The organism is Alteromonas macleodii ATCC 27126, assembly GCF_000172635.2.
GTDB classification, from domain to species: Bacteria; Pseudomonadota; Gammaproteobacteria; order Enterobacterales; family Alteromonadaceae; genus Alteromonas; species Alteromonas macleodii.
Window position 1 is genome coordinate 4,421,695 of record NC_018632.1, and the last position, 23,150, is coordinate 4,444,844.

The 23,150-nt window shown below is 46.5% G+C and carries 18 protein-coding genes; 12 read left to right on the top strand and 6 right to left on the bottom strand.

Annotated features, from left to right (window positions below; translation table 11 throughout):
- The first annotated feature begins 12 nt into the window (after positions 1-12).
- Both purD and MASE_RS18845 read left to right on the top strand, forming a co-directional pair.
- Complete coding sequence (gene purD / locus MASE_RS18840) at positions 13-1,305, top strand: phosphoribosylamine--glycine ligase (RefSeq protein ID WP_014951292.1); 1,293 nt, start codon at positions 13-15, stop codon at positions 1,303-1,305.
- Positions 1,306-1,774: 469 nt separating this feature from the next.
- On the top strand, positions 1,775-2,527 hold the full coding sequence (locus MASE_RS18845) for a glucosaminidase domain-containing protein (RefSeq protein WP_014951293.1): 753 nt from the start codon (positions 1,775-1,777) through the stop codon (positions 2,525-2,527).
- Positions 2,528-2,697: 170 nt separating this feature from the next.
- Here MASE_RS18845 and MASE_RS18850 read toward each other — a convergent pair whose 3' ends face one another.
- A complete protein-coding gene (locus MASE_RS18850; protein ID WP_014951294.1) occupies positions 2,698-3,459 on the bottom strand; it encodes a sugar-binding protein in 762 nt (253 codons plus the stop codon).
- A 157-nt stretch (positions 3,460-3,616) separates the two neighbouring features.
- Between MASE_RS18850 and MASE_RS18855 the strand changes: the two genes are divergently transcribed.
- The 5 genes from MASE_RS18855 to envZ all read left to right on the top strand — a co-directional run bounded on the left by MASE_RS18855 (position 3,617) and on the right by envZ (position 9,369).
- A complete protein-coding gene (locus MASE_RS18855; protein WP_014951295.1) occupies positions 3,617-4,552 on the top strand; it encodes an ion transporter in 936 nt (311 codons plus the stop codon).
- A 122-nt stretch (positions 4,553-4,674) separates the two neighbouring features.
- On the top strand, positions 4,675-5,580 hold the full coding sequence (locus MASE_RS18860; protein WP_014951296.1) for a phosphoribulokinase: 906 nt from the start codon (positions 4,675-4,677) through the stop codon (positions 5,578-5,580).
- Between the two features lie 154 nt (positions 5,581-5,734).
- The gene (locus MASE_RS18865) at positions 5,735-6,880 is read left to right on the top strand and encodes a DUF2855 family protein (protein WP_014951297.1); all 1,146 of its coding nucleotides are present in this window, start codon (positions 5,735-5,737) and stop codon (positions 6,878-6,880) included.
- 311 nt (positions 6,881-7,191) lie between these two features.
- The gene (ompR, locus tag MASE_RS18870) at positions 7,192-7,914 is read left to right on the top strand and encodes an osmolarity response regulator transcription factor OmpR (RefSeq protein ID WP_014951298.1); all 723 of its coding nucleotides are present in this window, start codon (positions 7,192-7,194) and stop codon (positions 7,912-7,914) included.
- 135 nt (positions 7,915-8,049) lie between these two features.
- Complete coding sequence (gene envZ / locus MASE_RS18875; protein WP_014951299.1) at positions 8,050-9,369, top strand: two-component system sensor histidine kinase EnvZ; 1,320 nt, start codon at positions 8,050-8,052, stop codon at positions 9,367-9,369.
- Between the two features lie 26 nt (positions 9,370-9,395).
- Here the strand turns inward: envZ and MASE_RS18880 are convergent, their stop codons facing one another.
- The 5 genes from MASE_RS18880 to hslR form a co-directional block, all read right to left on the bottom strand.
- Positions 9,396-10,568: an MFS transporter gene (locus tag MASE_RS18880; RefSeq protein ID WP_014951300.1), complete on the bottom strand. Its 1,173-nt coding sequence runs from the start codon at positions 10,566-10,568 to the stop codon at positions 9,396-9,398.
- Positions 10,569-10,708: 140 nt separating this feature from the next.
- Complete coding sequence (locus tag MASE_RS18885) at positions 10,709-13,132, bottom strand: TIM-barrel domain-containing protein (protein WP_014951301.1); 2,424 nt, start codon at positions 13,130-13,132, stop codon at positions 10,709-10,711.
- Positions 13,133-13,385: 253 nt separating this feature from the next.
- The gene (locus MASE_RS18890; protein WP_014951302.1) at positions 13,386-14,948 is read right to left on the bottom strand and encodes a phosphoenolpyruvate carboxykinase; all 1,563 of its coding nucleotides are present in this window, start codon (positions 14,946-14,948) and stop codon (positions 13,386-13,388) included.
- 446 nt (positions 14,949-15,394) lie between these two features.
- Positions 15,395-16,294: an Hsp33 family molecular chaperone HslO gene (hslO, locus tag MASE_RS18895; RefSeq protein WP_014951303.1), complete on the bottom strand. Its 900-nt coding sequence runs from the start codon at positions 16,292-16,294 to the stop codon at positions 15,395-15,397.
- A gap of 23 nt (positions 16,295-16,317) precedes the next feature.
- The gene (gene hslR / locus MASE_RS18900; RefSeq protein ID WP_014977772.1) at positions 16,318-16,722 is read right to left on the bottom strand and encodes a ribosome-associated heat shock protein Hsp15; all 405 of its coding nucleotides are present in this window, start codon (positions 16,720-16,722) and stop codon (positions 16,318-16,320) included.
- Positions 16,723-16,851: 129 nt separating this feature from the next.
- On the opposite strand from hslR, the gene gspC reads away from it, so the two are divergent.
- From gspC to gspG, 5 genes are all read left to right on the top strand, one after another.
- On the top strand, positions 16,852-17,769 hold the full coding sequence (gene gspC / locus MASE_RS18905) for a type II secretion system protein GspC (protein ID WP_014951305.1): 918 nt from the start codon (positions 16,852-16,854) through the stop codon (positions 17,767-17,769).
- A 98-nt stretch (positions 17,770-17,867) separates the two neighbouring features.
- A complete protein-coding gene (gene gspD / locus MASE_RS18910) occupies positions 17,868-19,919 on the top strand; it encodes a type II secretion system secretin GspD (protein WP_014951306.1) in 2,052 nt (683 codons plus the stop codon).
- 1 nt (position 19,920) lies between these two features.
- Entirely contained in the window at positions 19,921-21,486 is a 1,566-nt protein-coding gene (gene gspE, locus MASE_RS18915; protein ID WP_041693624.1) for a type II secretion system ATPase GspE, read from the top strand.
- Complete coding sequence (gspF, locus tag MASE_RS18920) at positions 21,487-22,713, top strand: type II secretion system inner membrane protein GspF (protein WP_014951308.1); 1,227 nt, start codon at positions 21,487-21,489, stop codon at positions 22,711-22,713. It begins immediately after the preceding gene.
- Positions 22,713-23,150 carry a type II secretion system major pseudopilin GspG gene (gspG, locus tag MASE_RS18925; protein WP_014951309.1) on the top strand — a complete coding sequence of 146 codons (438 nt, stop codon included), beginning with the start codon at positions 22,713-22,715 and terminating at the stop codon, positions 23,148-23,150. Before gspF ends, gspG begins: the two co-directional genes overlap by 1 nt.

A 23,150-nucleotide genomic window follows, 5' to 3' on the forward strand; every position in this document is an offset into this window, starting at 1 on the left:
ACGGAACAGTTAATGAACGTACTTGTAATTGGCGGCGGTGGCCGCGAACACGCGCTAGCGTTTAAAGCAGCGCAGTCTTCTGATGTTTCAACAGTATTTGTAGCACCTGGCAATGCCGGCACAGCTACAGAACCTAAGCTTGAGAACGTAGCTATCGATGTAAATGATATTGCTGGCTTGGTTTCTTTTGCTCAGGGCAACGATGTTGAGCTTACTATTGTAGGCCCAGAAGCGCCGCTAGTTGCAGGTGTTGTAGATGCGTTCACAAACGCTGGTTTAATGATTTTTGGCCCCACTCAAGCTGCCGCGCAGCTTGAGGGCTCTAAAGCTTTTACCAAAGACTTTTTGGCTCGCCACAACATTCCAACGGCCGAGTATCAAAACTTCACAGAAATTGACCCAGCTATTGCCTATGTGCGTGAGAAAGGCGCGCCGATTGTAGTAAAGGCTGACGGTCTTGCTGCGGGTAAAGGTGTTATTGTTGCGATGACCCTTGAAGAAGCGGAAGACGCTATCCGCGACATGCTGGCAGGTAACGCGTTTGGCGAAGCCGGCAGCCGCGTAGTTATTGAAGAATTCCTAGACGGTGAAGAAGCGTCGTTCATTGTCATGGTAGACGGCAAAAACGTACTACCTTTTGCCACCAGCCAAGACCACAAGCGTGCTGCTGACGGTGACAAAGGGCCGAACACAGGCGGAATGGGTGCATATTCTCCGGCTCCGGTTGTAACGCAGGACATTCACGACCGTATTATGCAAGAAGTGATTATGCCAACAGTTAACGGCATGGCTGCTGAAGGCAACGACTACGTTGGCTTTTTATATGCTGGCCTTATGATTATGGCCGATGGCACTCCAAAGGTAATCGAATACAACTGTCGCTTTGGCGATCCGGAAACTCAGCCAATCATGCTGCGCTTAAAGTCTGACTTAGTTCCACTTTGCCAAGCAGCGTGCAAAGGCGAACTTGCTGGCGAAACGATTGAGTTTGATGAGCGCGCGTCGGTAGGTGTTGTGCTTGCCGCTGGCGGCTATCCAGGCAGCTATGATAAAGGCGACGTGATTACGGGTTTCGAAGAAGCCGCTAAGTTAGACGGAAAGGTTTTCCATGCAGGCACCGCCCTTCAAGATGGCGAAGTGGTAACCGCAGGTGGCCGCGTACTTTGCGCTACAGCTTTGGGTAACAACGTTACCGAAGCGCAGCAAAAAGCCTACGAGCTACTAAAAGCCATTCAGTTTAAAGATGTGTACTACCGCACTGATATCGCGCACCGTGCGATTGCGCGTGAAGCTGAAGCCAAGTAGCCGAAAGCCTCATAGAAAGTGCTAAATGAACGCAGCGTAATGCTGCGTTCTTACATAATTACATAAAACCAGGGTGTGAGTTCTACGCCCCCCCACTTTTACTCTTACCTACTCTTACCACTTACTCACCATGCTAACGTACAGCAAAAGCAGAAATCGTAGTTTCCCAGCTACATATCACTGCTTAACCTGATACTAACGCTCAACACAAAAGAAAACTCGCGCTCAGTACATAAGCAATAAGGTATTGAATTTCACATTGAGTCTGATTTGGTACTTGCCGATAGTACTGTATACATTATAAATCTTTAATTTGCTGACCTTCTCCATATGTTGCAGCGCATACAAGAACCTGTATGGTATTAATATCAATCCGCATAGATGATTAACCACTTAGCGAGATTTAATAAGCTCAGGTAGTCTGCTTAAAAAGCGTATTATTTCATTCTAATAAAAAAGGTATCACCTGATGTCGAACACTAAACTTATTGCTGTGTTGCTTGTAGCAGTAGTGGCGAGTACCGCAGCGTGGTTCGCCTTTTTTGCCAAAGAATCTGCTCCAGACTTTACTGCTTATGCCGCAGGCCCTGACCGAAAAGCGGCATTTTTTGAGTATTTCACTCCTATTGTAGTCGAGGTGAACAAAGAGCTAGCCACCGATAGAGAGCAAATTCAAAGTTCTTGCGACGCGGATGAAGCAGACAATCTAGACCAGTTCCTGACAAAGTTTCGTGTTGACGATGCTGACCTTGAACAGGAGTCAGCCTGCGAGGTGTTGTTAAGGCGTGCCGACATTGTTCCTGCGTCGTTAGCTATTGCACAAGCAGCGAATGAAAGTGCATGGGGTACCTCTCGTTTTGCAAAATTAGGGAACAACTTTTTTGGTCAGTGGTGTTTCTCTAAGGGCTGCGGTATCGTTCCAAAATCGCGTGACACTAACAAAAATCATGAAGTTGCTGATTTCCGTTCGCCTGCCGACTCAGTAGAAAGCTACATGCTAAATTTAAACACCCACCATGCTTACAAACCATTGCGTAACATTCGCCAATCCTTACGTGAAGAAGACAAGGCTGTCACCGGGGTTGCGCTCAGCTATGGCTTAGGGAAGTATTCTGAGCGTGGCGATGAATATGGAAAAGAAATACGTGAGATGATCAGTTTTAATAAACTTGCAGTGCTGGACAAGTTAGATCTGAGTAAGCAGGAAGGCGAAGCCAATTAACTCAACCAGCTAGAGCGTGACGAGCTCTGTTGCGCATTTTTTTTATCGCCAAATGGCATGGCTTTTAGTCTAGGTGAGTGATTGCAGGTTAAAAGGAGTGGCATTTCTGCGACTCCTTCCAATTACGCGCAGCAAGTCAATCAATTAAAGTAGCGACAAATTATGGTTCACTACTTTGTCAGCTTCACCTTTCCAAACACCGACGCATCTTTATACCCCAAGTTTTTATCGCCGTTTACCGGGGTGATCTCATGAGAGCCTAAAAAGTGCTCTCTGTCGCCACCATCTGCATCGCAATAGGCAAGCATAAAGCCCAGTGTCATACCTTCTTTTAAGGTGACAGGCGAATTGTCTTTTCCGTGTTGATAGCTATCATCAAATACACGTACCGCTGCTTCCCAATGAATCTTATGCGGCGCCGATATATCTCGCTGCCATTTGTTCTCTACGTGATCGTTGTAGAGTTGTGGTACAGCCTCTCCTGCTTCATTTGGACCTATATCAACAACCTGATTATCTAACGCTAAGTGATAGGCAAACGCATTGTAGTTATTAAGGTGATCGCCACCAGAGGCATCAGCATCAATGAAAATTTCTAAACAATCATCATCCCAATAACGTTCAAGGGGATTGGCATAGGTATCTGAGAGGTGATCGTCTTGTATTTCTGCCAACAGATACAGCGCATCCTTGTTCCATCGCAGTTTATATCGACCAGAAAAATCACCGGACTCAGGAGCCGAGCCCCACATAAGCGACGTCATTTCATGCCAATCGCCCCCTTTCCATGCAGCGTCATTGGCTACACCATCTATAACAGGTGGCGTTGATGAAAAAAGTACGCTGTCAGATTTAGCTTGTGCCGTGGGCACAGACATAGCCACAAGCAGTGCCGAGGTTAGTACTGCCCCTAAATGTTTTGCACTTTTCAATTGGATACGCTCTTTGTTTGCTTATTTGTATTTTAAACTACCATGTTTTGACCCCATCCGCGCTTGAAAATAGCGCCGAACACCTCCTTCTTTTTTAGAAGCATTACCAATTTGCAACGGTAATTGGTATAAAAAGGACATTCGTTCCCTCACTACCATGGCTATGTCATTTCAAAACGCGTGCTATCACATCCTTGCGCCTGCCAGCGAGGCTCACGAGTACAAAAAGCTCAGCAAAATATTTGATGTATTTCTTATCGCGTTAATTATCGTAAATGTTGTCGCTATGATGCTGGAAACAGTGCCGGGTATCCCTGCCATTTGTCAGTACGAACTTCATATAATCGAAGTGGTTTCAGTACTGATATTTACCGTTGAGTACTTTTTTCGTTTATACGGCAGCGCATCGGCCCCAAACCGCCCTAATCACGAACGTACAACGACATGGCAAAAGCGCTGGACCTATTTGAAAAGTCCCATGGCGCTCGTCGACCTAATGGCAATTCTGCCTTTTTACTTAAGCGTTTTCGTGGCGTTCGATTTACGTATTTTGCGAATATTTCGGGTAATGCGAATTCTAAAAATTGGGCGCTATTCGCGCTCTATGCAAACTCTCGTTACCGTATTGCGCAACGAGTCTCACAGCCTTATTGCGGCGTTAAGCGTACTTTTGTTGTTCACGATTATCGCCGCCACCTGTATTTACTATATTGAACATGCTGCTCAGCCCGATGTTTTTAGCAGTATTCCCGCTTCATTGTGGTGGGCACTCGTCACGCTGACCACGGTGGGCTATGGTGACGCCGTTCCCATAACTGCACTGGGTAAAATATTTGGCGGCCTCATAACTATTATGGGGATCTGTTTTTACGCCTTACCAGCGGGTATTTTATCTTCTAGCTACACATCGCAGATGCAGCTTAAACGCGATAGGTTTAAAGACACAGTAAGAAGCGTTTTGGACGACGGAAAGTTGAGTGAGCACGATGTGCACCACCTAGAACATGTTCGCGCACTTCTTGATTTAGACGAAGAAGAGGCAAAGCTAATTGTGCGCCTATTGCAGCACCATCACAAACGGCTAGATGATTGATTACACGCAGGCTGGAGCGAAAGCAACTCCCAAGAATCGAGTGGTAAGCGCTTATACCTCCCCTTGATTCTTAGCTCACATCAGCTTATAACTAGTACCCGTCATTTCCAAAAAGAATTCCTATGTCTGTCAAACACCCTATTATTGCTATAACAGGTTCTTCTGGCGCGGGTACTACTACCACGACCAACGCTATACGCCATATTTTCAGGAACTTAAGTGTTAATGCTGCGGTTGTAGGAGGCGATAGTTTTCACCGTTTTACCCGCCCGGAAATGGAAGTGGAAATTCGCAAAGCCCAAGAGCAAGGCAGGCATATCAGCTACTTTGGCCCTAAAGCCAACGACTTTGAGCTACTGGAATCCCTGTTTAGGGAATACGGCAGCTCGGGTACAGGACAGTTTAGACAATACCTTCACACGTTCGATGAAGCCGTGCCTTTTAACCAAATGCCCGGCACCTTTACACCTTGGCAAGATTTACCCAAAAACACTGATTTGCTGTTCTATGAAGGTTTACATGGCGGTGTAAAAACGGAAGAAAATGACGTAGCAAAACATGTAGATTTACTGGTCGGCATGGTGCCGATTGTAAACTTAGAGTGGATTCAAAAAATTGTACGCGACACCACTGACCGAGGACATTCTCGTGAAGCGGTAATGAGCAGCATAGTGCGAGGACTGGACGACTATTTCCATTACATCACGCCACAATTTTCACGCACCCACGTTAACTTCCAGCGCGTACCAACCGTTGATACCTCCAACCCCTTCAGTGCACGGGAAATTCCAACCCAAGATGAAAGCTTTGTGGTTGTGCGCTTTAGACGGGAAATGAAGACTGTGGACTACCCCTACCTCCTTCAAATGATCGACGGCGCGTTTATGTCTCGCATCAACACCTTGGTTGTACCCGGCGGAAAGATGGGCTTAGCCATGGAGCTCATTTTAACTCCGCTCCTTGAAGACATCTTAAATAAAAAGCGCAGAGCTGGTCATCAGATGGATTGGTTGAGCAGCGACGAGTAAGCCCAATATACATCGCTTCTATAGGCATGTATTTAAAACAGTAAGTCGTAATGGCTCATGCCCTGCGTCAATCTAGGTTCTATTCGGAAACTTTCTTGATTTAGTTTCTTGATTTAGTTTCTCGACCTAGTTTTTGACACAGCAGGCTCCTATTATGACCACAATTAAAAGCCAACAAATTTGGGTAGACCAGCAAAACCTTGCCAACACTAACGTTGTTTCCCGCGATATAAACATCAGCGACTTACAGCAAGACGAAGTATTGCTTGAGACAGACAGCTTTGGCTTTTCTGCCAACAACATCACCTATGCTGCACTGGGTTTTAAAATGGGCTATTGGGGCTTTTTCCCTGCAAAGAGTGATAATGACGTTGATGAAGCACATGGCTTCGGTATTGTGCCCGTTTGGGGCTTTGCTACCGTTAAGGCGTCTTGTCATAGCGATATCAAAGTAGGTGAAAAGGTGTTCGGCTACCTGCCTATGGCTAGCCATTGGGTGATAAAAGCTGGAAAAGTTGCCCCTCACGGCTTTTCAGACATCCACGAAAAACGGAAAAGCATTAGCCCTGTTTACGATCAATATCTTCGCTGTGCCGCCGACCCCGGCTACGACAAAAACCGCGAAGCATGGCAGCTTAATTTTAGACCCCTTTATATGACTTCGTTTGTTCTCGATGACTATGTGGCAGAGAAAGCAAACAATGAAACCTTACTGTTGTCGAGCGCTTCGAGTAAAACCGCATTGGGTACAGCGCAACTACTTAAAGACCAGAAGGCCTCTCGAAACGCAAGCTATAAGGTGGTTGGGCTAACCTCGAAACAAAACGTGGATATGGTAAAAGCGTCCGGTTGCTACGATGAAGTGTATAGCTATGACGAACTCTCAGCCCTAAGTAGCGAAGGCAATAGCAGTAAAAGCAGCGATGCGCGCTACTGGCTGCTTGATTTCGCTGCCAACGGTACGTTGATTAATGACCTTACCAAGCAGCTTGGCGACAGCCTGAGCGACGTTACACTCATTGGTGCGACAGATTGGAAAGCCCAAGAGAAGCCCAACCCCAAATTGCTCAATGCAGAGATATTTTTCGCGCCAGCTCGCGTGAAACTGCGCCAACATGAATGGGGGCACGAGGCCTTTTTGGCAAAATACGCCAGTGCATGGAAACGCTTCGAAGAGAAAGTGAGCGATCAGTTTTATGAGCAATCGCACCGCGGAGCTGATGCTATAACGCAGTTATATTTAGAAACGCTTAATGGAACAGCGCAAACAAAAGCCCTTAACGTCGTCACTTTTGATTAGCGCCTCTTAAGGATTACAACTTGAACTGCTGATGTGTTGTTGCAGTGCCTACGTTTTTTACAGCTTGTAATCAACGGCAGTTCTCAATAAGTTTAGGGAGGAGAAATGCTTAACTGCCTCCTTTTCTCTAAAGCTTGCTGGGCCTTTGCTGGGTCTTTACTGGGTCATTGCTGGATTTTGCTGTACATAAAAGAGCAACAGGCCCTAGACACTATTTGTAACAAACATCCCCTGCCTTTTACGCTTTTCTCGCTTTTGTATTTCACATCTTGTGGTTATAGTGAAACAAAAGTAAAACGAAAGGTATGAGTATGGGTCAGGAAACCTCTAAAATTCTCGTTGTTGATGATGACATGCGTCTGCGCAGCCTATTAGAGCGCTATTTGCTTGAGCAGGGCTATCAAGTTCGCAGTGCGGCTAACGCAGAACAAATGGACAGACTGCTTGAGCGCGAGAATTTTCATTTAATGGTTTTGGACCTTATGCTACCTGGCGAAGACGGCTTGTCTATTTGCCGCCGATTGCGCCAGCAAGAAAACGACATGCCCATTATTATGCTTACTGCAAAAGGCGATGAAGTTGACCGCATTATCGGCCTTGAAATGGGTGCAGACGATTATTTGCCTAAGCCATTTAACCCCCGCGAGCTACTAGCGCGTGCTAAAGCGGTATTGCGCAGACGCAGCAGCGAAGCGCCGGGCGCGCCGTCTAAAGATGTGCAAATTGTGGAATTTGGCAATTACAAGCTGAACCTCGCCACCCGTGAGATGACAGCTGGCGATACGCCTTTAACACTGACAAGCGGCGAGTTTGCGGTATTAAAATCTTTGGTTACTCACCCCCGCGAGCCATTGTCGCGAGACAAACTGATGAACCTAGCGCGTGGTCGCGACTACAGCGCATTAGAGCGCAGTATTGACGTTCAGGTTTCACGCTTACGAAGAATGCTTGAAGAAGACCCTGCCAACCCTCGTTATATACAAACTGTATGGGGATTGGGCTACGTATTCGTGCCTGATGGCGAACAAGTTTAGCACCTATGACTGATACGGCGGGCTCTACCGTCTTGGCCTGTGCGCAAGTGAAGTATGTTTACTCATGACCCCTAATTATGCGTTTACCTACTGCCATTCCAAACTCTGGCTTATGATTCAAAGCGACGGCATGTTATGCGTTTAATTCCCAAAAGTGCATTTGGCCAAACCGTCATGCTTATTGGCGTGCTGTTGCTTATTAATCAGATTGTGTCCTACATCTCTGTTACCTATTACTTTATTCAGCCCAGCTACCAACAAATTAACAGCTTATTGGCCACCCAAGTAAAATCTGTGCTCGCCAACGACTTGTTGGTGACTAACCAAGAAACCCGCGACCGCTATTTTCAAAAAACCCAGGTACAGGTCTTTGACGAAAGCGTTGCCAAACAGAATGGATTAGAGAGCGCCGTATACTATAGCTATATTTCTTCTCAGGTTAGCGAGCAGCTCCGGCAGCTTGCAGATGTGCGCATTAGCACCACCACGCAGGCCAGTGACGAAAATGCGCCATACATTGTTTGGATATCCCTGAACCGCTACCCAGATACGTGGATCTCTATTCCTATTTCAGGACTTAACGAAGCGAATATATCCCCTCTGACTATGTATTTAATGGTAATTGGCATATTGAGTGTGGCCGGGGGCTGGTTGTTTGTAAGACGCATGACGCGTCCATTGTCAGCCCTGCAAAAAGCAGCAATAGCGGTGGGTAAAGGCGAGCACCCGGCGCCGCTTCGCGAACAAGGCAGCACCGAAATGATTCAGGTTACTCGGGCGTTTAACCGCATGAATCAGGGTATTAAGCAGCTTGAGAATGACCGAAATATTATGACAGCGGGCATTTCTCACGACTTGCGCACGCCGCTTACCCGTATTCGCCTAGCCTCAGAAATGCTGCCGGAAGACCAAGATTGGATAAAAGACGGCATTGTAAATGACATAGAAGACATGAACGCCATCATCGATCAGTTCATTGACTATGCACGCTACGACACCGAAGAAGTCACTCAAGAAACTGATTTAAACGCGATTATTGCAGAGCTGGTACAAGCCAGACATTTAGACGACAAGCACCACATCGAACTCAAACTCAACGCCATTCCTCCGCTGTCACTTCGGCGAATTGCAATGAAACGCGTGATCGACAACCTCATCGAAAATGCTTTCAAGTACGGCTCGGACGATATTGCAATTAGCAGCTTTTACAATCGCCACGAAAAGCGCGTGTATTGCAAAGTACGCGACTTTGGCCCGGGAATACCGGAAGCGGAGCTTGACGGTGTATTCATGCCGTTTGCACAAGGCGACAAAGCCCGCAATTCGTCAGGTTCAGGCCTTGGCCTTGCCATAATAAGGCGAATTGTAGAAGCTCACGATGGTGAGGTGACGTTGCGAAATCATCCTCAGCAGGGCTTGGTCGCAGAGTTTTATTTACCCTATCAAACCCATTAAGCCCAAAAACACTACACGGATTGGTATTAGCTTCTGTGGTACTTAATTTTTCGGCTGTATCCATAAGATGCCAACCACAGCACGCAGCCGCCAAGTGGGATCACCCAAAACGCTGTAGTAAGTGGAGCAAAGTTCGCCCATAGTCCAGTAGAAAACGATGCCACTTGAACGCCTGTAGAGTTACCGATAATTGAAATACCAGAAAGTACGGGGCCGTTGTCACTGTCGATATTCATTGCAGCAGAAAGTGCTAGTGGGAAGAGCCCACCTAGCCCTAAGCCGAGCAGTAAATTACCTGCGCCAATCCCGTAAAATGAAGGCATTAACTTCAGTGCGAATACACCCGCTAGCGATGCTGTTGCCATGAGCACAATCATTCGGTGTACCGATACAAATCGCAGTAAAAACGGGAAGGTAAGACGACTGATCACCATGCCAGCGGTAAAAAATGCCAGTAAGTTTCTCGACTGTTCGCCGGTAAAGCCTAAGCCGTTTTGCGCATAGCTCACAAACCAGTTCGCGTTACCAAATTCTACAGCACCATAGCCAAAGGTAAGCAAAGTTAGAAATATGAAAACAGGCTGCTTAATAATGACCCCAAATGCCAAGGTCTTTTTAGCCGCTTTAGGCTGACCTTTAAGCACTTTTGCCTGAGAACGCGCCGCAATAAATGCGTAGCACGAAAGCACAATCATAACGCCTGCCAACACCTGAATAGGTAAACGCCAGTTGTGCTCAACAAGGTATAACAGCGTTACAAAGAACGACGCCGCAAAAGTTCCTAAACTGAACATAAAATCCATTAAGCCCATCATAGTAAAGCGCTTTTCTGCGTACATTCGTGCAATAAGCGTGTGGCCAATAGTAAATATTGTTGAGCTCACCACACCGATTAATACCGCTAACACCAAAAACCACTGCCAAGCGGTAAGTACTGACACAAGCAGCAACAGCGCCGTATTCATACTGAATAACGTGGCTAATAGCGGCATATACTCAAAGCGACTGGCATACTTGCCACCAATCACAGCGCCTAACATCATGCCTACAGAGAAGAGCGAAAAAAGTGCGCCACTGACTACTTCAGACATTTGCAAATCGGCTGCAATATCTGGCAGTAATATTCCCCACAAGAGAAACAATTTACCAATTAGAAAAAAACCAGCGAAAATAACGATGGTGGCAGGAAGTCGGCTCATTTAGGCTCCATGGCTGATATCAGTAGAAAGACATCCGATTTAGGCGTGAGGGCACAGCGTAGTTATGCCCTTGACCACAAAGTGAACCTTTTGAGGGCGCTGACCTTTACTGTGCAAGAAAGAACAGCAGCCCTTAATTATCACATAATCACTACCTTTACAGATTGCTGATAATCGCAAGAAATTGCAAGTGAAAGCGTTTTCCCTTTTTCATCCCACATTACAGGCACGCTCCTGCCATCAAGTGAAACACTCTGTGGTTTTTCGCTTAAACCGTGCACGACGTAAGTGATGTCTCGCTGCTTAGGCATACCTATATAGCTGCCTTCGCTATCAAGCGTCAGGGTTAATGCGGCCTTTTCGTCTAATGACGCACTGAGCAGTAGTTTGGTGTACAAGCCTTTTTTGACAGACGCTGGATTTTTGCCGTCATCCTCGTAATAAGTATATGAAGATGAATTCACTGAATTGTCATGCCAGTAATGCATTTCTATTTTACGGGCATCAAACTGCTCTGTGCGGCTAAGCCCTTTAGTCATTGGCATAAAGCTTCCCGCTTTTACCCACACTGGGTAATTATCTTGGCTTAGCGGGTAGTTAACGGTTTGACCACCTTGGTATTTCGTATCAGAGAAAAAATCAAACCATACGCCTTCGGGTAACTTGGTCGGCCACACCGTTTGGTTAGCGCTCGTCACAGGCGAAACTAACAGACCATCGCCCCACAGATAACTGTCTGCATTTTCAAACCAATCGCTTTCACCGTACGCCATAGCTAACGGACGCATTAATGGCGTACCGTAAAGCGCATTTTCAAAGGCCAATGAATAGTTATAAGGCAGCATGTCATAGCGAAGTTGGATAAACTTGCGCGCAATAGACTTTACGGGGTCGGCGTGGAAAATTGGCTCCGGCGCAATATTGTCTTGAGCATGAGGCCTAAATACCGGTGAAAAGGTACCGAACTGAAGCCATCTTGTATAAAGCTCGGGATCAAAGGTTTCGCCTCCAGCAAACCCACCTAAGTCGGAATGGGTATACGCCATTCCAAAAACACTCATTTGAAGTGCCAACTCTACCTGAGGTTTAAGTCCGCCCCAGCTTCGACTCACATCGCCTGTCCACGGCACCATGCCGTACCGTTGACTGCCCAAAAAGCCTGATCGCATCAGCACAAAGGGGCGCGTGTCGGGTTGTAGCGCAGTTAAATTGTTATACACGGTTTTCGCCCACTGATGACCGTAGGCATTGTGCACTTCTGCGCCGCTTACTTTTGTAGACTGCCACATGTGCTGAATATCGTCAGGGTGCACTTCTGGCTCACCCAGGTCGCCCCACCAGCCGGCAACACCCTGTGCAGCAAGCTTTTCATAATATTGCCAAAACCAATCTTGACCCGCTTCACTGAACACATCGACAAGGCCGGTATTGCCAAAATAAAAATCGAAGGTATACGGCGCACCGTTATCGTTTTGAGCAAGGGCATTATTGGCAACGGCGCTTTCCCATTGTTTTGATGTCGTAAGAATAAAAGGCTCTGTTATCAGCACGGTTTTCACGTCTTGAGCGCGTAGCTCACTAATCATTTTCTCGGGCTCAGGGAAAGTGGCGGCGTCCCAACTTAAGTTCCCCATGTGCCCCTTAATGTCTTTGCCAAACCAATATAAATCGAGCACTACGGCATCAACGGGAATATCTTGCGTATTAAAGGCATCGACAACATCCATCACCTCATTTTGAGATTTATAGCCAAATCGAGATGCAAAGTTACCCAGCAGCCAACGCGGTGGAAGCGGCTGTTTTCCCGTGACTGCAACGGTAGACCTTACTGTATCTTCTAAATTTTCACCCAACACCATGATGTAGCTAGCACGGCCGCCTTGTGCCTTAAATAACAACTCGTCGCTGTTCGTTTTGCCAATATCTAGCTCGCCAGAAGCGGTGTTATCGAACAATACGCTGTAGTTTTTTGACGACATCACAGCCGACAAACCAAAGTACATCTGATTTGAAGACGTGGTGTACCCATAATGTGCTTTGTTATATAGCGGCATGCTATGACCACGACGATCCATACCTAAAACGCGCTGGCCGCCACCATAGAGTTTTTCGTTTTTATCTAACGCAAACGACAGGCTGACGCCTTTACTGGAAATACTTAGTCCGCCTTGCTCTTTCGCGACAATTTTGCCGTTAACAGAATAACTGATAGCGTGCGTCGCCTTATCAACATGCGCTGCAATATTATTGAGTTTTAAGATTAGGGTTGTCGCAGTTTCAACTAGCTCTACATCATTAGCTTTTTTGTCTGTAACATCAGTCAACGCGGGCTCGGGAAGCGCCATAGACGGTAGATTTGCGTAAGGCGTGCCATTATCATCAGTAAGATACGTTACTTGAAAGCCACTATCGTGCAACGCGCTTATCGTGAAGTCATTGGTATCCGTATCAATATTTAGCGTTGCTTTTTCGAGTGTCGCTGTTTGAACTTCGGCTACCGTATTTACCGAGAAAAATGCCAAACCAGCACATGCAAGTGCTATACGCTGTTTCCTGTCTATCATGCTCAAAACCTTCTTTATGCTTCAAAGCGAAGCGCACCTAATTAGCGAACCGCACTTAATTAACGAAGCGCGCTTAATTAAAGCCTTCTTGTGTACGGTGAATGATAGCTAGTGCCTTGCTCAACTTAAATAAACATACGTATTCATAATGTTAAATTTGTTAACAACAACACAAAAAAAGCCCGCAACACGGTGCGGGCAAAACATCAATCACGTTGAGTGTGATGAACGTTGGGAAGGGGCGAACCGAGTGTTAGTTACCCGGCCCGGCTTTAACGATAGCGTCGCTAACGTCGTATTTTTCGAAGTTCTGTTTAAAGTCGTTAACTAAGTTAGCGGCGTATTCGTTGTACTTCTCTTTGTCTGCCCACGTGTTTTGTGGCACAAGCAAATTGCTGTCTACACCGTCTATTGCCACTGGCACATCTAGGTTTAATGCGTCAATGTGCTGGGTTTCAACATCAGCTAAGTTACCCGATACAATCGCATCGATGATGGCGCGCGTGGTAGGGATATCAAAACGGCTACCTGTGCCGTAAGGGCCGCCTGTCCAACCGGTATTAACCAAGTAAACCTTAGCGCCAAACGCTTTAACACGCTTAATCAGAAGCTCTGCATATACGCCTGCTGGACGTGGGAAGAAAGGCGCACCAAAACAAGTTGAGAAGGTTGATTCAATATCGCTTGTAGAGCCAATTTCAGTAGAGCCTACTTTCGCTGTGTAACCGCTTAGGAAGTGATACGCCGCAGCTTCTTCACTTAACACTGAAACAGGAGGCAATACGCCACTTACGTCACAGGTCAAAAATACAACCGAGCGAGGTTCGCCGCCTCGGTTTTCAGCAACGCGCTTTTCAATGTGTGAAAGCGGATAGGCCGCACGTGAGTTTTGGGTTAACGACGTGTCGGTATAGTCTGGCGTGCGTGTTTCATCAAGCACTACGTTTTCTAGGATGGTACCAAACTTGATAGCATTCCAAATTACTGGCTCGTTCTTTTGAGATAGGTCGATACATTTAGCGTAGCAACCGCCTTCAATATTAAATACGCTACCTGGTGCCCAGCCGTGCTCGTCGTCACCAATCAAGAAGCGCTTAGGATCGGCTGAAAGCGTAGTTTTACCTGTGCCTGATAGACCGAAAAACAGAGTCACATCGCCTTCTTCACCCACGTTGGCAGAACAGTGCATAGGTAGCACGTCTTTTGCCGGAAGCAGGAAGTTTTGCACGGAGAACATGGCTTTTTTCATTTCACCTGCGTAACGCATGCCTGCAATCAACACACGCTTTTTAGCGAAGTTGATGATAACTGTGCCGTCGCTGTTAGTGCCGTCACGCTCTGGCTCACAAGTGAAACCAGGTACGTTTAAGATTTGCCAGGGCTGATCGCCTTTAACATTCCATTGTTCAGGAATAATAAACAGGTTACGGGCAAAAACGTGCTGCCACGCGGTTTGCGTTCTTACTTCAAGCGACAAAGCATGTTCAGGATCTGAGCCCACTTGAAGATGTGAAAGAAAGTGTTCTTGGGTAGACAGGTAGGCTTCAACGCGGTCCCACAGCGCATCAAATTTGTCAGCGTCAAAAGGCTTATTCACCTTGCCCCAATCGATGTCATTTTCGGTTGTTGACTCTTTAACGATAAATCTATCATTTGGAGAGCGACCGGTTCGTTTTCCGGTCTCAACGACAAGCGCCCCGTTTTTGTCAAGGACACCTTCGCCGCGCTTTACGGCGCGCTCGATAAGTTCTGCATTTGGCAGATCGGTGAGTGGCGTTACTTTCAGTTCCGTTTGAATTGAGGCTGCTGCGGTCATGGCTGTTACCCTATATGTAATTTTTCAAAAGCACTTTCAAAAAAGTATCACCTCTTCGAGTGTAATGTAAACAAGGCCTAGCGCGCATTTATAAAACACATACTCACTATTTCTCATATGTTAATTTCATAAATATTGTAAATTAATTACAAGGAAAGCCTTTTCCTTGGATATAAATGCAAAAATAAGGCGTAGAAAACCTATATTGATCGATGAATTTCAAAATAAAAAATGACAATTTTTTTTAGAAAGTGAAGGTGAAAATTTTCACCACGACAGGAAGAAAAGGAAAATAGGATGATGTAGGAAAGTTAAACACTTACTACTGGGCATTTTTTAACCACAAGTGAAGTGTTGGGAAAATGAACCTATCTAGACGGTGAGAGATTCAGAAACAAAAAAGCACCTTCGAAAGAAGGTGCTTTAACACAGCAGTAAACAAGTAGTTACTGATTTGAAGACGGTGCGTCGAAGTTGCCGCTGTGAATAGCCTCTACGTCGATACTATCGAAGCGATATTCGGTATGACAGTACTGGCAGTTCATTTTGATTGCACCTTCTTCAGCAATAATTGCGTGAAGCTCAGACTTCTCAACGTGACGAAGTGCTTCAGCGCTGCGCTCCTTTGAACATGAGCAGGCAAAGGTTACGTCCTTCGCTGGATACACTTCCACGTCTTCTTGGTGGTAAAGACGATATAAAATGTCTTCAACCGACAACGTAAACATCTCTTCTTTGGTCAACGTTTGAGTAAGTTTAGAGATATGAGCAAACTCATTGGCTTGCGACACATCAGTAGCGCTAGCATCAGTCGGTAAGACCTGAAGTAACACTCCCGACGCTTTCGCGTTTTTAGGGTCGCTCATGTCAGTCATTAGGTGCACGCTGGTCGCTAGCTGCTCTGACTGAGCAAAGTAGCCTTCAATACATTCAGCTAGAGAAGGCTTATCTAATGCAACAACGCCTTGATAACGCTCGCCTTCATCAGGTGTGATAGTAATGACCAATACCGCTTGAGACAATAACTCTGAAAACGTTTCTGGCAATGTTTCTAATGTCTCATCCCAGCGCGCCACACCGCGAAGCGTTTGTTCGTGAGTGGCGTTTAACACCGCGTAACTTACTGGGCCTTTGCTTTGAATTTGAAGAGAAATTTCACCTTTAAACTTAAGCGTTGCCGTTAACAATGACGTCGCTGCCGCCATTTCACTTAGCAATGTTTGAATTTGCACAGGGTATTCATAGCTGTGCACAATTTGATTTAAGCTCTCATCAAGGCGAACCAATTCGCCACGAACGTTAGCTTGGGTAAATAAGAAGCGGTGTAATTTATCGAAATCGCTCATAACTAATCCTGTTGAGCAGCTCATTATTGCTGCTTAAATTTAATAATCTGTCGTCGCTGCTTTTTGTCAGGTCTATGATCTGGTTTAGGGCTGTGAAAGGCGTTCATTTTGCGCGCCGTTTGGTTTTCTTCACGTTTTGTTACACTTTCAATCGTCTCTTCAAAAAGCGCCTGCGCCAAAGGCGCGCTCAAACGCTTGTCACTTAAGCCTAGCACCTTAATTTCACGATTATCCCATCCTGAGGGAACTTTAATCATGGCGCCAAGCTCTACATGCTTACCAGGTTTGGCTCTTTGCCCGTTGTACTGGACTTTTCCCGACTGCACCATGTCTCTTGCTATTGCGCGGGTCTTAAAGAACCTTGCAGCCCATAGCCACTTGTCCAGCCTGACATTTTGTGTTGTATTGTTGCTATCCGATTGGCTCATGTAATATTTTCGTAATGGTGTGGCTTTAGTGTTGTGACCCTCACCTTTACTAGGCTATTATGGGTTTGCTAAAGCGCGGTTAACCAAAAATTCACTATATTATAATAAAGCAGTACCATCAGTGGCAGCATGACATTCAATAAACCCAACCCACAATCTCTGGTTGTTTATCTGAACCAGCATCAAAAACAGCTACATACCATCGTAGTGGTTCTGCTCAGCCTGTATTTAATTGCATTTGCTGCCAAACTCGTGTGGCGAATTATACCCGAACCTCAACTATCTGCGACACCCACAGTAAGCCGTGCTCCGGTTATTTCTTCGTCGTCAGGCCAAAATGGGGTCAACATCGCCAAAATACAACAGCTGAATTTATTTGGTAATGCTGCGGCAAAACCTGCTGAACCGGTCGCCGAGGTTACCGACGCACCAGAAACGCGCTTAAACCTAACCCTGACGGGCGTTGTGGCCAGTTCAGAGCAGGAGGCGGGTACCGCTATTATTGAAAATCGCGGCAGCCAAGCGGTTTATGGCCTAGGTGAGAAGATTGAAGGCACCAATGCCACGTTGCAAAAAGTGTACAACGATCGCGTTATTATTAAGAACGGGGTGAGAAACGAAACCCTGATGCTTGACGGAATTGACTACGACGAAGCTAATCGTCGCCGTGAAATGCAGGCAAGAAACCGACCTGAGCCAGAAGAATTAGAAGAAGACACCGTTGAGCTTAGCGACGAAGCATTAGAGGCAACTGCAGCTCTGCGAGAGCGTCCAGCCAACTTCACAGACTTTATTTCAATATCGCCAAAAACTGAAGAAGGCCAGCTTATCGGCTACCAAGTGAGCCCAGGCAAAGAGCCTGAATTATTTAAATCGGCAGGGCTTCAGGCTGGTGATGTCATTACACAGATTAACGGGCTAGACCTTACCGACTTGCAGCAATCGCAAGAGGCGCTGTCTGAGCTACGCAATGCACAAACTATAGAATTAACGATTATTCGAGATGGCAGTTTAACTACGCTATACCTAGATTTACCCGAGTCTTAATACCACTGACGGTAGCAGCGCTATATTGTCGCTAGGTAAGCAAAATAACAAATAAAGCAATTCGGTCATCGACAAGTTAGGAAATGAAGGAAGTTAGAATGAAAAGGCGCACTAGCCAAAAACTATTATCTCGCTTGAGCACAGCCATGTGTACAGCGCTTCTGTGTTTCTCGGTGACGGCCGCTGAGTACATGCCTAATTTCAAAGATACTGACATCAACGAGTTTATTAATATTGTTGGTAAAAATCTTGAGCGCACCATTATTGTCGACCCTAACGTACGTGGAAAAATAAGCGTACGCAGCTATGACATGCTCGATGAAGATCAGTACTACCAGTTTTTCCTAAACGTACTTCAAGTGTATGACTTTGCCGTTGTAGAAATGCCTAGCGGTATTTTAAAAGTGGTTCGCTCGAAAGACGCTAAAACATCCAATATTCCTGTTGTTGAAGGCGCTAATCGCGACGGCGATGAAATGATCACTCGCGTTGTGCCTGTTTATAACGTACCGGTGCGCGAACTTGCACCTATTTTACGTCAGCTAAATGACCAGGCGGGCGGCGGTAACGTAGTTAGCCACGACCCATCGAACGTAATGATGCTAACCGGCCGTGCTGCGGTAGTTAACCGACTAGTAGAAATTATCGAGCGCGTGGACCGTGCCGGTGACGAAGAAGTAGAAATCGTTAAACTTCGCTATGCGTCAGCATCAGAAATGGTGCGCATTATTGACAGCATTAATAAGTCGCAAGGAAAAGCTAATACAGGAACTAAGTCTGAGCCTCGCGTTGTGGCAGACGACAGAACTAACTCGGTTATTGTGAGCGGCGATATTAAAGCACGCCAGCGTCTTATCAACCTTATTCAGCGCATGGATCAAGAGCTTGAATCAAACGGCAACACCCGCGTGCTGTTTCTTAACTACGCTAAAGCGGAAGATTTAGTAAAAGTATTGCAGGGCGTATCTGCTAGCATTCAAGCAGAAGAACAAGGCGGTGGCACTACATCGCGCCGAGCGGGTTCAAACCGTGAAATCAGCATTGATGCACATGAAGATTCTAACGCCATTGTTATTACCGCAGAGCCGGACATGATGCGCTCATTAGAAGAGGTTGTACGCCAACTTGATATTCGCCGCGCGCAGGTACAAGTTGAAGCCATTATCGTTGAAGTCTTTGAAGGCGACGGCACTACATTGGGTGTGCAGTGGGCTTCTGAAGCCGGCGGCGGTACACAGTTCAGCAACGGTGTTGTACCGGTTGGATCATTGGCGGTAGCCCTTAAGCAAGCAGAAGACGATACCGATACCGAAGCCTATGTAACAGATGATGGCGAAGTGGTCACAGTTAACACCACCGATGAAGGCGATTACACCGCACTAGCGAGCCTTTTAGGCGGCGCTAACGGCCTTATTGCCGGCGTTATCGAAAATGGCTGGGGCGCGGTAGTACAAGCAGTAAGTACCGACACCAATTCAAATATTCTTGCCACACCTCACCTAACTACTATGGATAACGAAGAAGCGTTTTTCATTGTAGGTCAGGAAGTGCCTATTATCACAGGCACAACTACAGGGGCGAACAACTCTAACCCTTTCCAAACCGTTGACCGCCAAGAAGTGGGTATCAAACTTAAAGTTACACCACAAATCAACGAAGGCGACGCGGTACAGCTGCTTATCGAACAAGAAGTGTCTAGCGTAAGTGGCGCTACATCGGTAGATATTTCAATTAACAAGCGTGAAATTAAAACCACGGTGATTGTAGATGATGGCGGCACTATTGTTCTTGGCGGTTTGATTGACGAAGACGTGCAAGAAAGTGAATCAAAAGTACCCTTGTTGGGTGACATTCCAATACTCGGTCACTTATTCAAATCGACATCAACCAGCAAGCGTAAGCGCAACTTGATGGTATTCTTAAAGCCGACTATCGTCCGCGACGGCGCAACAATGAACGCAATCAGCCATCGCAAATACAACTACATTCGCGCACTTCAGCTTAAACGCCAGCAAGAAGGTGTTTCGCTAATGCCTTATGAAGAGACGCCAAGCATTCCTCAATGGGATGATGCACTCGCTTTACCTCCTTCATTTGAAGAATACCTCTCGGAGAAAGAGAAGCAGAAACAAGAAGAAGGTAACGACTAACATGGCAGGGCAGGACGAACAGATTACTCAGGCATTAGAGGCACAAGAAGAAGCCTTAGAAGCCATGAGTGAAGACGCCGGTTTGCCTGAAGAAGAGGCCGGTCCAAGACAGCTTTCTTTTAGCTTTGCAAAGCGTAATCAGGTGTTGCTGGAAACTAATGAAACACCTGCGGTTTTGTATTTCACAGAGAATACGCCGTTTGATGTATTTGCCGAAGTGCGACGCTTCTACGGCGAACCTTTCGTTCCTAAAACTATTCCTGCCAATGAGTTTGAAAGCCTGCTTACCAGCGCCTTTCAGCGCGATAGTTCTGCGGCTAAACAACTTATGGAAGACCTCGGTAACGAAAGTGATTTGTTCGCTCTTGCTGAAGACTTGCCTGACACTGAAGACCTGTTAGACAGTGAAGACGATGCGCCTATCATCAAGCTTATCAACGCCATGTTGGGCGAGGCGATCAAAGAAGGTGCATCAGATATTCACATTGAAACCTTTGAAAACCAGCTTGTGGTTCGTTTCAGGGTAGACGGCGTATTACGCGAAATTTTGCGCCCGAATCGCAAGCTGTCTTCCATGTTGGTGTCACGTATAAAAGTTATGGCGAAGTTAGACATTGCCGAAAAACGTGTGCCTCAGGACGGTCGTATAACGTTGCGTATTGCAGGGCGAGCGGTGGATGTGCGTGTTTCTACTATGCCTTCAAGTCACGGCGAGCGCGTGGTACTGCGTCTATTGGATAAGAACAATGCGCGCTTAAATCTAGAAGATTTAGGCATGACGCTGCAAAACCGTAACCACTTTTCATCTCTTATTCGCAAGCCTCACGGCATTATTTTGGTTACCGGTCCAACGGGCTCGGGTAAAAGTACTACCTTGTACGCAGGGTTAACCGAAATAAACTCGCGAGACAGAAACATTTTAACCGTTGAAGATCCTATTGAGTTCGATCTTCCGGGCATCGGACAAACACAGGTTAATCCCCGTGTAGATATGACTTTTGCCAGAGGCCTTCGCGCTATTTTGCGTCAAGACCCCGATGTAGTGATGGTGGGTGAGATTCGTGATATCGAAACGGCGCAAATTGCTGTTCAAGCCAGTTTAACCGGTCACTTAGTACTCTCTACTCTGCATACCAATACGGCAGCAGGCGCGATCACCCGTTTAGAAGACATGGGTATTGAGCCATTTCTGTTGTCTTCGAGCTTATTGGCCGTCTTGTCACAGCGACTCGTTCGTACCCTGTGCCCAGATTGCAAAAAGCCACATTCACCTGACGCCTCTGAGCTGGAAATACTAGGGCAGAATGCCACAAGCGAGACCACCATCTACAAGCCCCATGGCTGTGCCGCGTGTAACCAAACCGGGTATCGCGGTCGTACCGGTATTCACGAGCTATTGTTGGTAGATGAAAAAGTGCGCGAGATGATGCACGAAGGTGTAGGTGAGCAAGCCATTGAACGCTACATCAGAAAGACGACACCAAGCATTCGTGAAGACGGCTGTAGTAAAGTGCTGGCGGGCGCTACCTCACTTGAAGAAGTGCTTCGAGTTACGAGGGAAGACTAAATGGCGGCATTCGCTTTTAAGGCGGTTAATGCCCGCGGTAAAAATACAAATGGCGTACTTGAAGGTGATAATGCACGCCAGGTTCGCCAACAGCTGCGCGAAAAAGGTTTAATTCCCTTAGAAGTAGAGCAGGTCGCAGAGCGCGCACAAAGCGAAGGCAAAGGCCTGTCGTTTTCTTTATTTAAACCCCGTATTTCAGCATCAGACTTAGCGCTACTCACGCGTCAGCTCGCCACCCTTGTAGAATCGGCCCTTCCCGTTGAAGAAGCACTGCTTGCCGTCGCTGAACAGTGTGAAAAGCCTCGTCAGAAAAACATGATGATGGCAGTACGCAGTAAAGTCGTAGAAGGTCACGGACTTGCTGATGCATTGGGCCAATTTCCTAGTGTGTTTGACGAGCTATACCGCGCGATGGTTGCAGCTGGTGAAAAATCAGGTCACCTTGATACCGTGCTTAACCGCCTAGCCGACTACACAGAGCGCAGACAACAAACCCGCAGCCAAATTACACAAGCGATGATTTACCCATCGCTAATGCTGTTCTTTGCAATGGGTATCGTGTTGCTATTGTTAACAGTGGTTGTACCTAAAATTGTTGGGCAGTTCGACCACATGGGTCAAGACCTGCCGGGAATAACACAGTTTCTTATTTCTATAAGTACCTGGCTGCAAAATTACGGCTTATTTATGCTTATTGGTATTGCCGTGCTTGTTGTCATTATTCAGCGCGTGCTGCAGCAAAAGCACATGAAGCTACGCTACCACAGAGCGCTGTTAACCTTGCCGTTAATTGGCCGGGTGTCTCGCGGGCTCAATACCGCGCGTTTTGCACGTACCTTAAGTATTTTAAGTGCCAGTGCGGTTCCACTACTAGAAGCTATGCGTATTTCAGGTGATGTGCTAGAAAATCAGCATATTAAAAACCAAGTGGCAGATGCAGCCATTAACGTTAAAGAAGGCAGCAGCCTGCGGGCAGCACTAGATAACACAAAAATGTTTCCACCAATGATGATGCATATGATTGCGTCTGGTGAAAAATCGGGTGAGCTACAGCAAATGCTAGCTCGCGCCGCAGATAATCAAGATAGGGAATTTGAAGCGCTTATTGGTGTCTCACTTAAGGTATTTGAACCCTTACTTATTGTATCGATGGCAGGCATTGTTCTGTTTATCGTTATGGCAATATTGCAACCAATTTTAGCATTGAACAACATGGTGAATATTTAATGAAAACACTTAATCGCAGTTCTGGTTTCAGTTTGATTGAAGTCATGGTCGTACTTCTAATCATCGGTATTATGGCGTCTATGGTGGCACCGCAAATCTTGGGTAACCAAGAAGAAGCGCAGCTTAAAAAGGCGGCGGTAGACATCCAGCAAATGGAAAGCGCGCTTGAGATGTATAAGCTGCGCAACAACCGCTTCCCGACCACAGAACAGGGACTAGAAGCGCTAGTTACCGCACCAACTATCGACCCAATTCCACGTAATTACCCTGAAGGTGGTTTCATTAAACGCCTGCCTGAAGATCCGTGGGGCAATCCATATGCACTAATTAGCCCAGGAGAACTAGGCGTAGTTGATATTTTCTCTAATGGTCCAGACGGCGAACCGGGTACTGATGATGACATTGGTAACTGGAACATTAACGAATACCTGAACTAA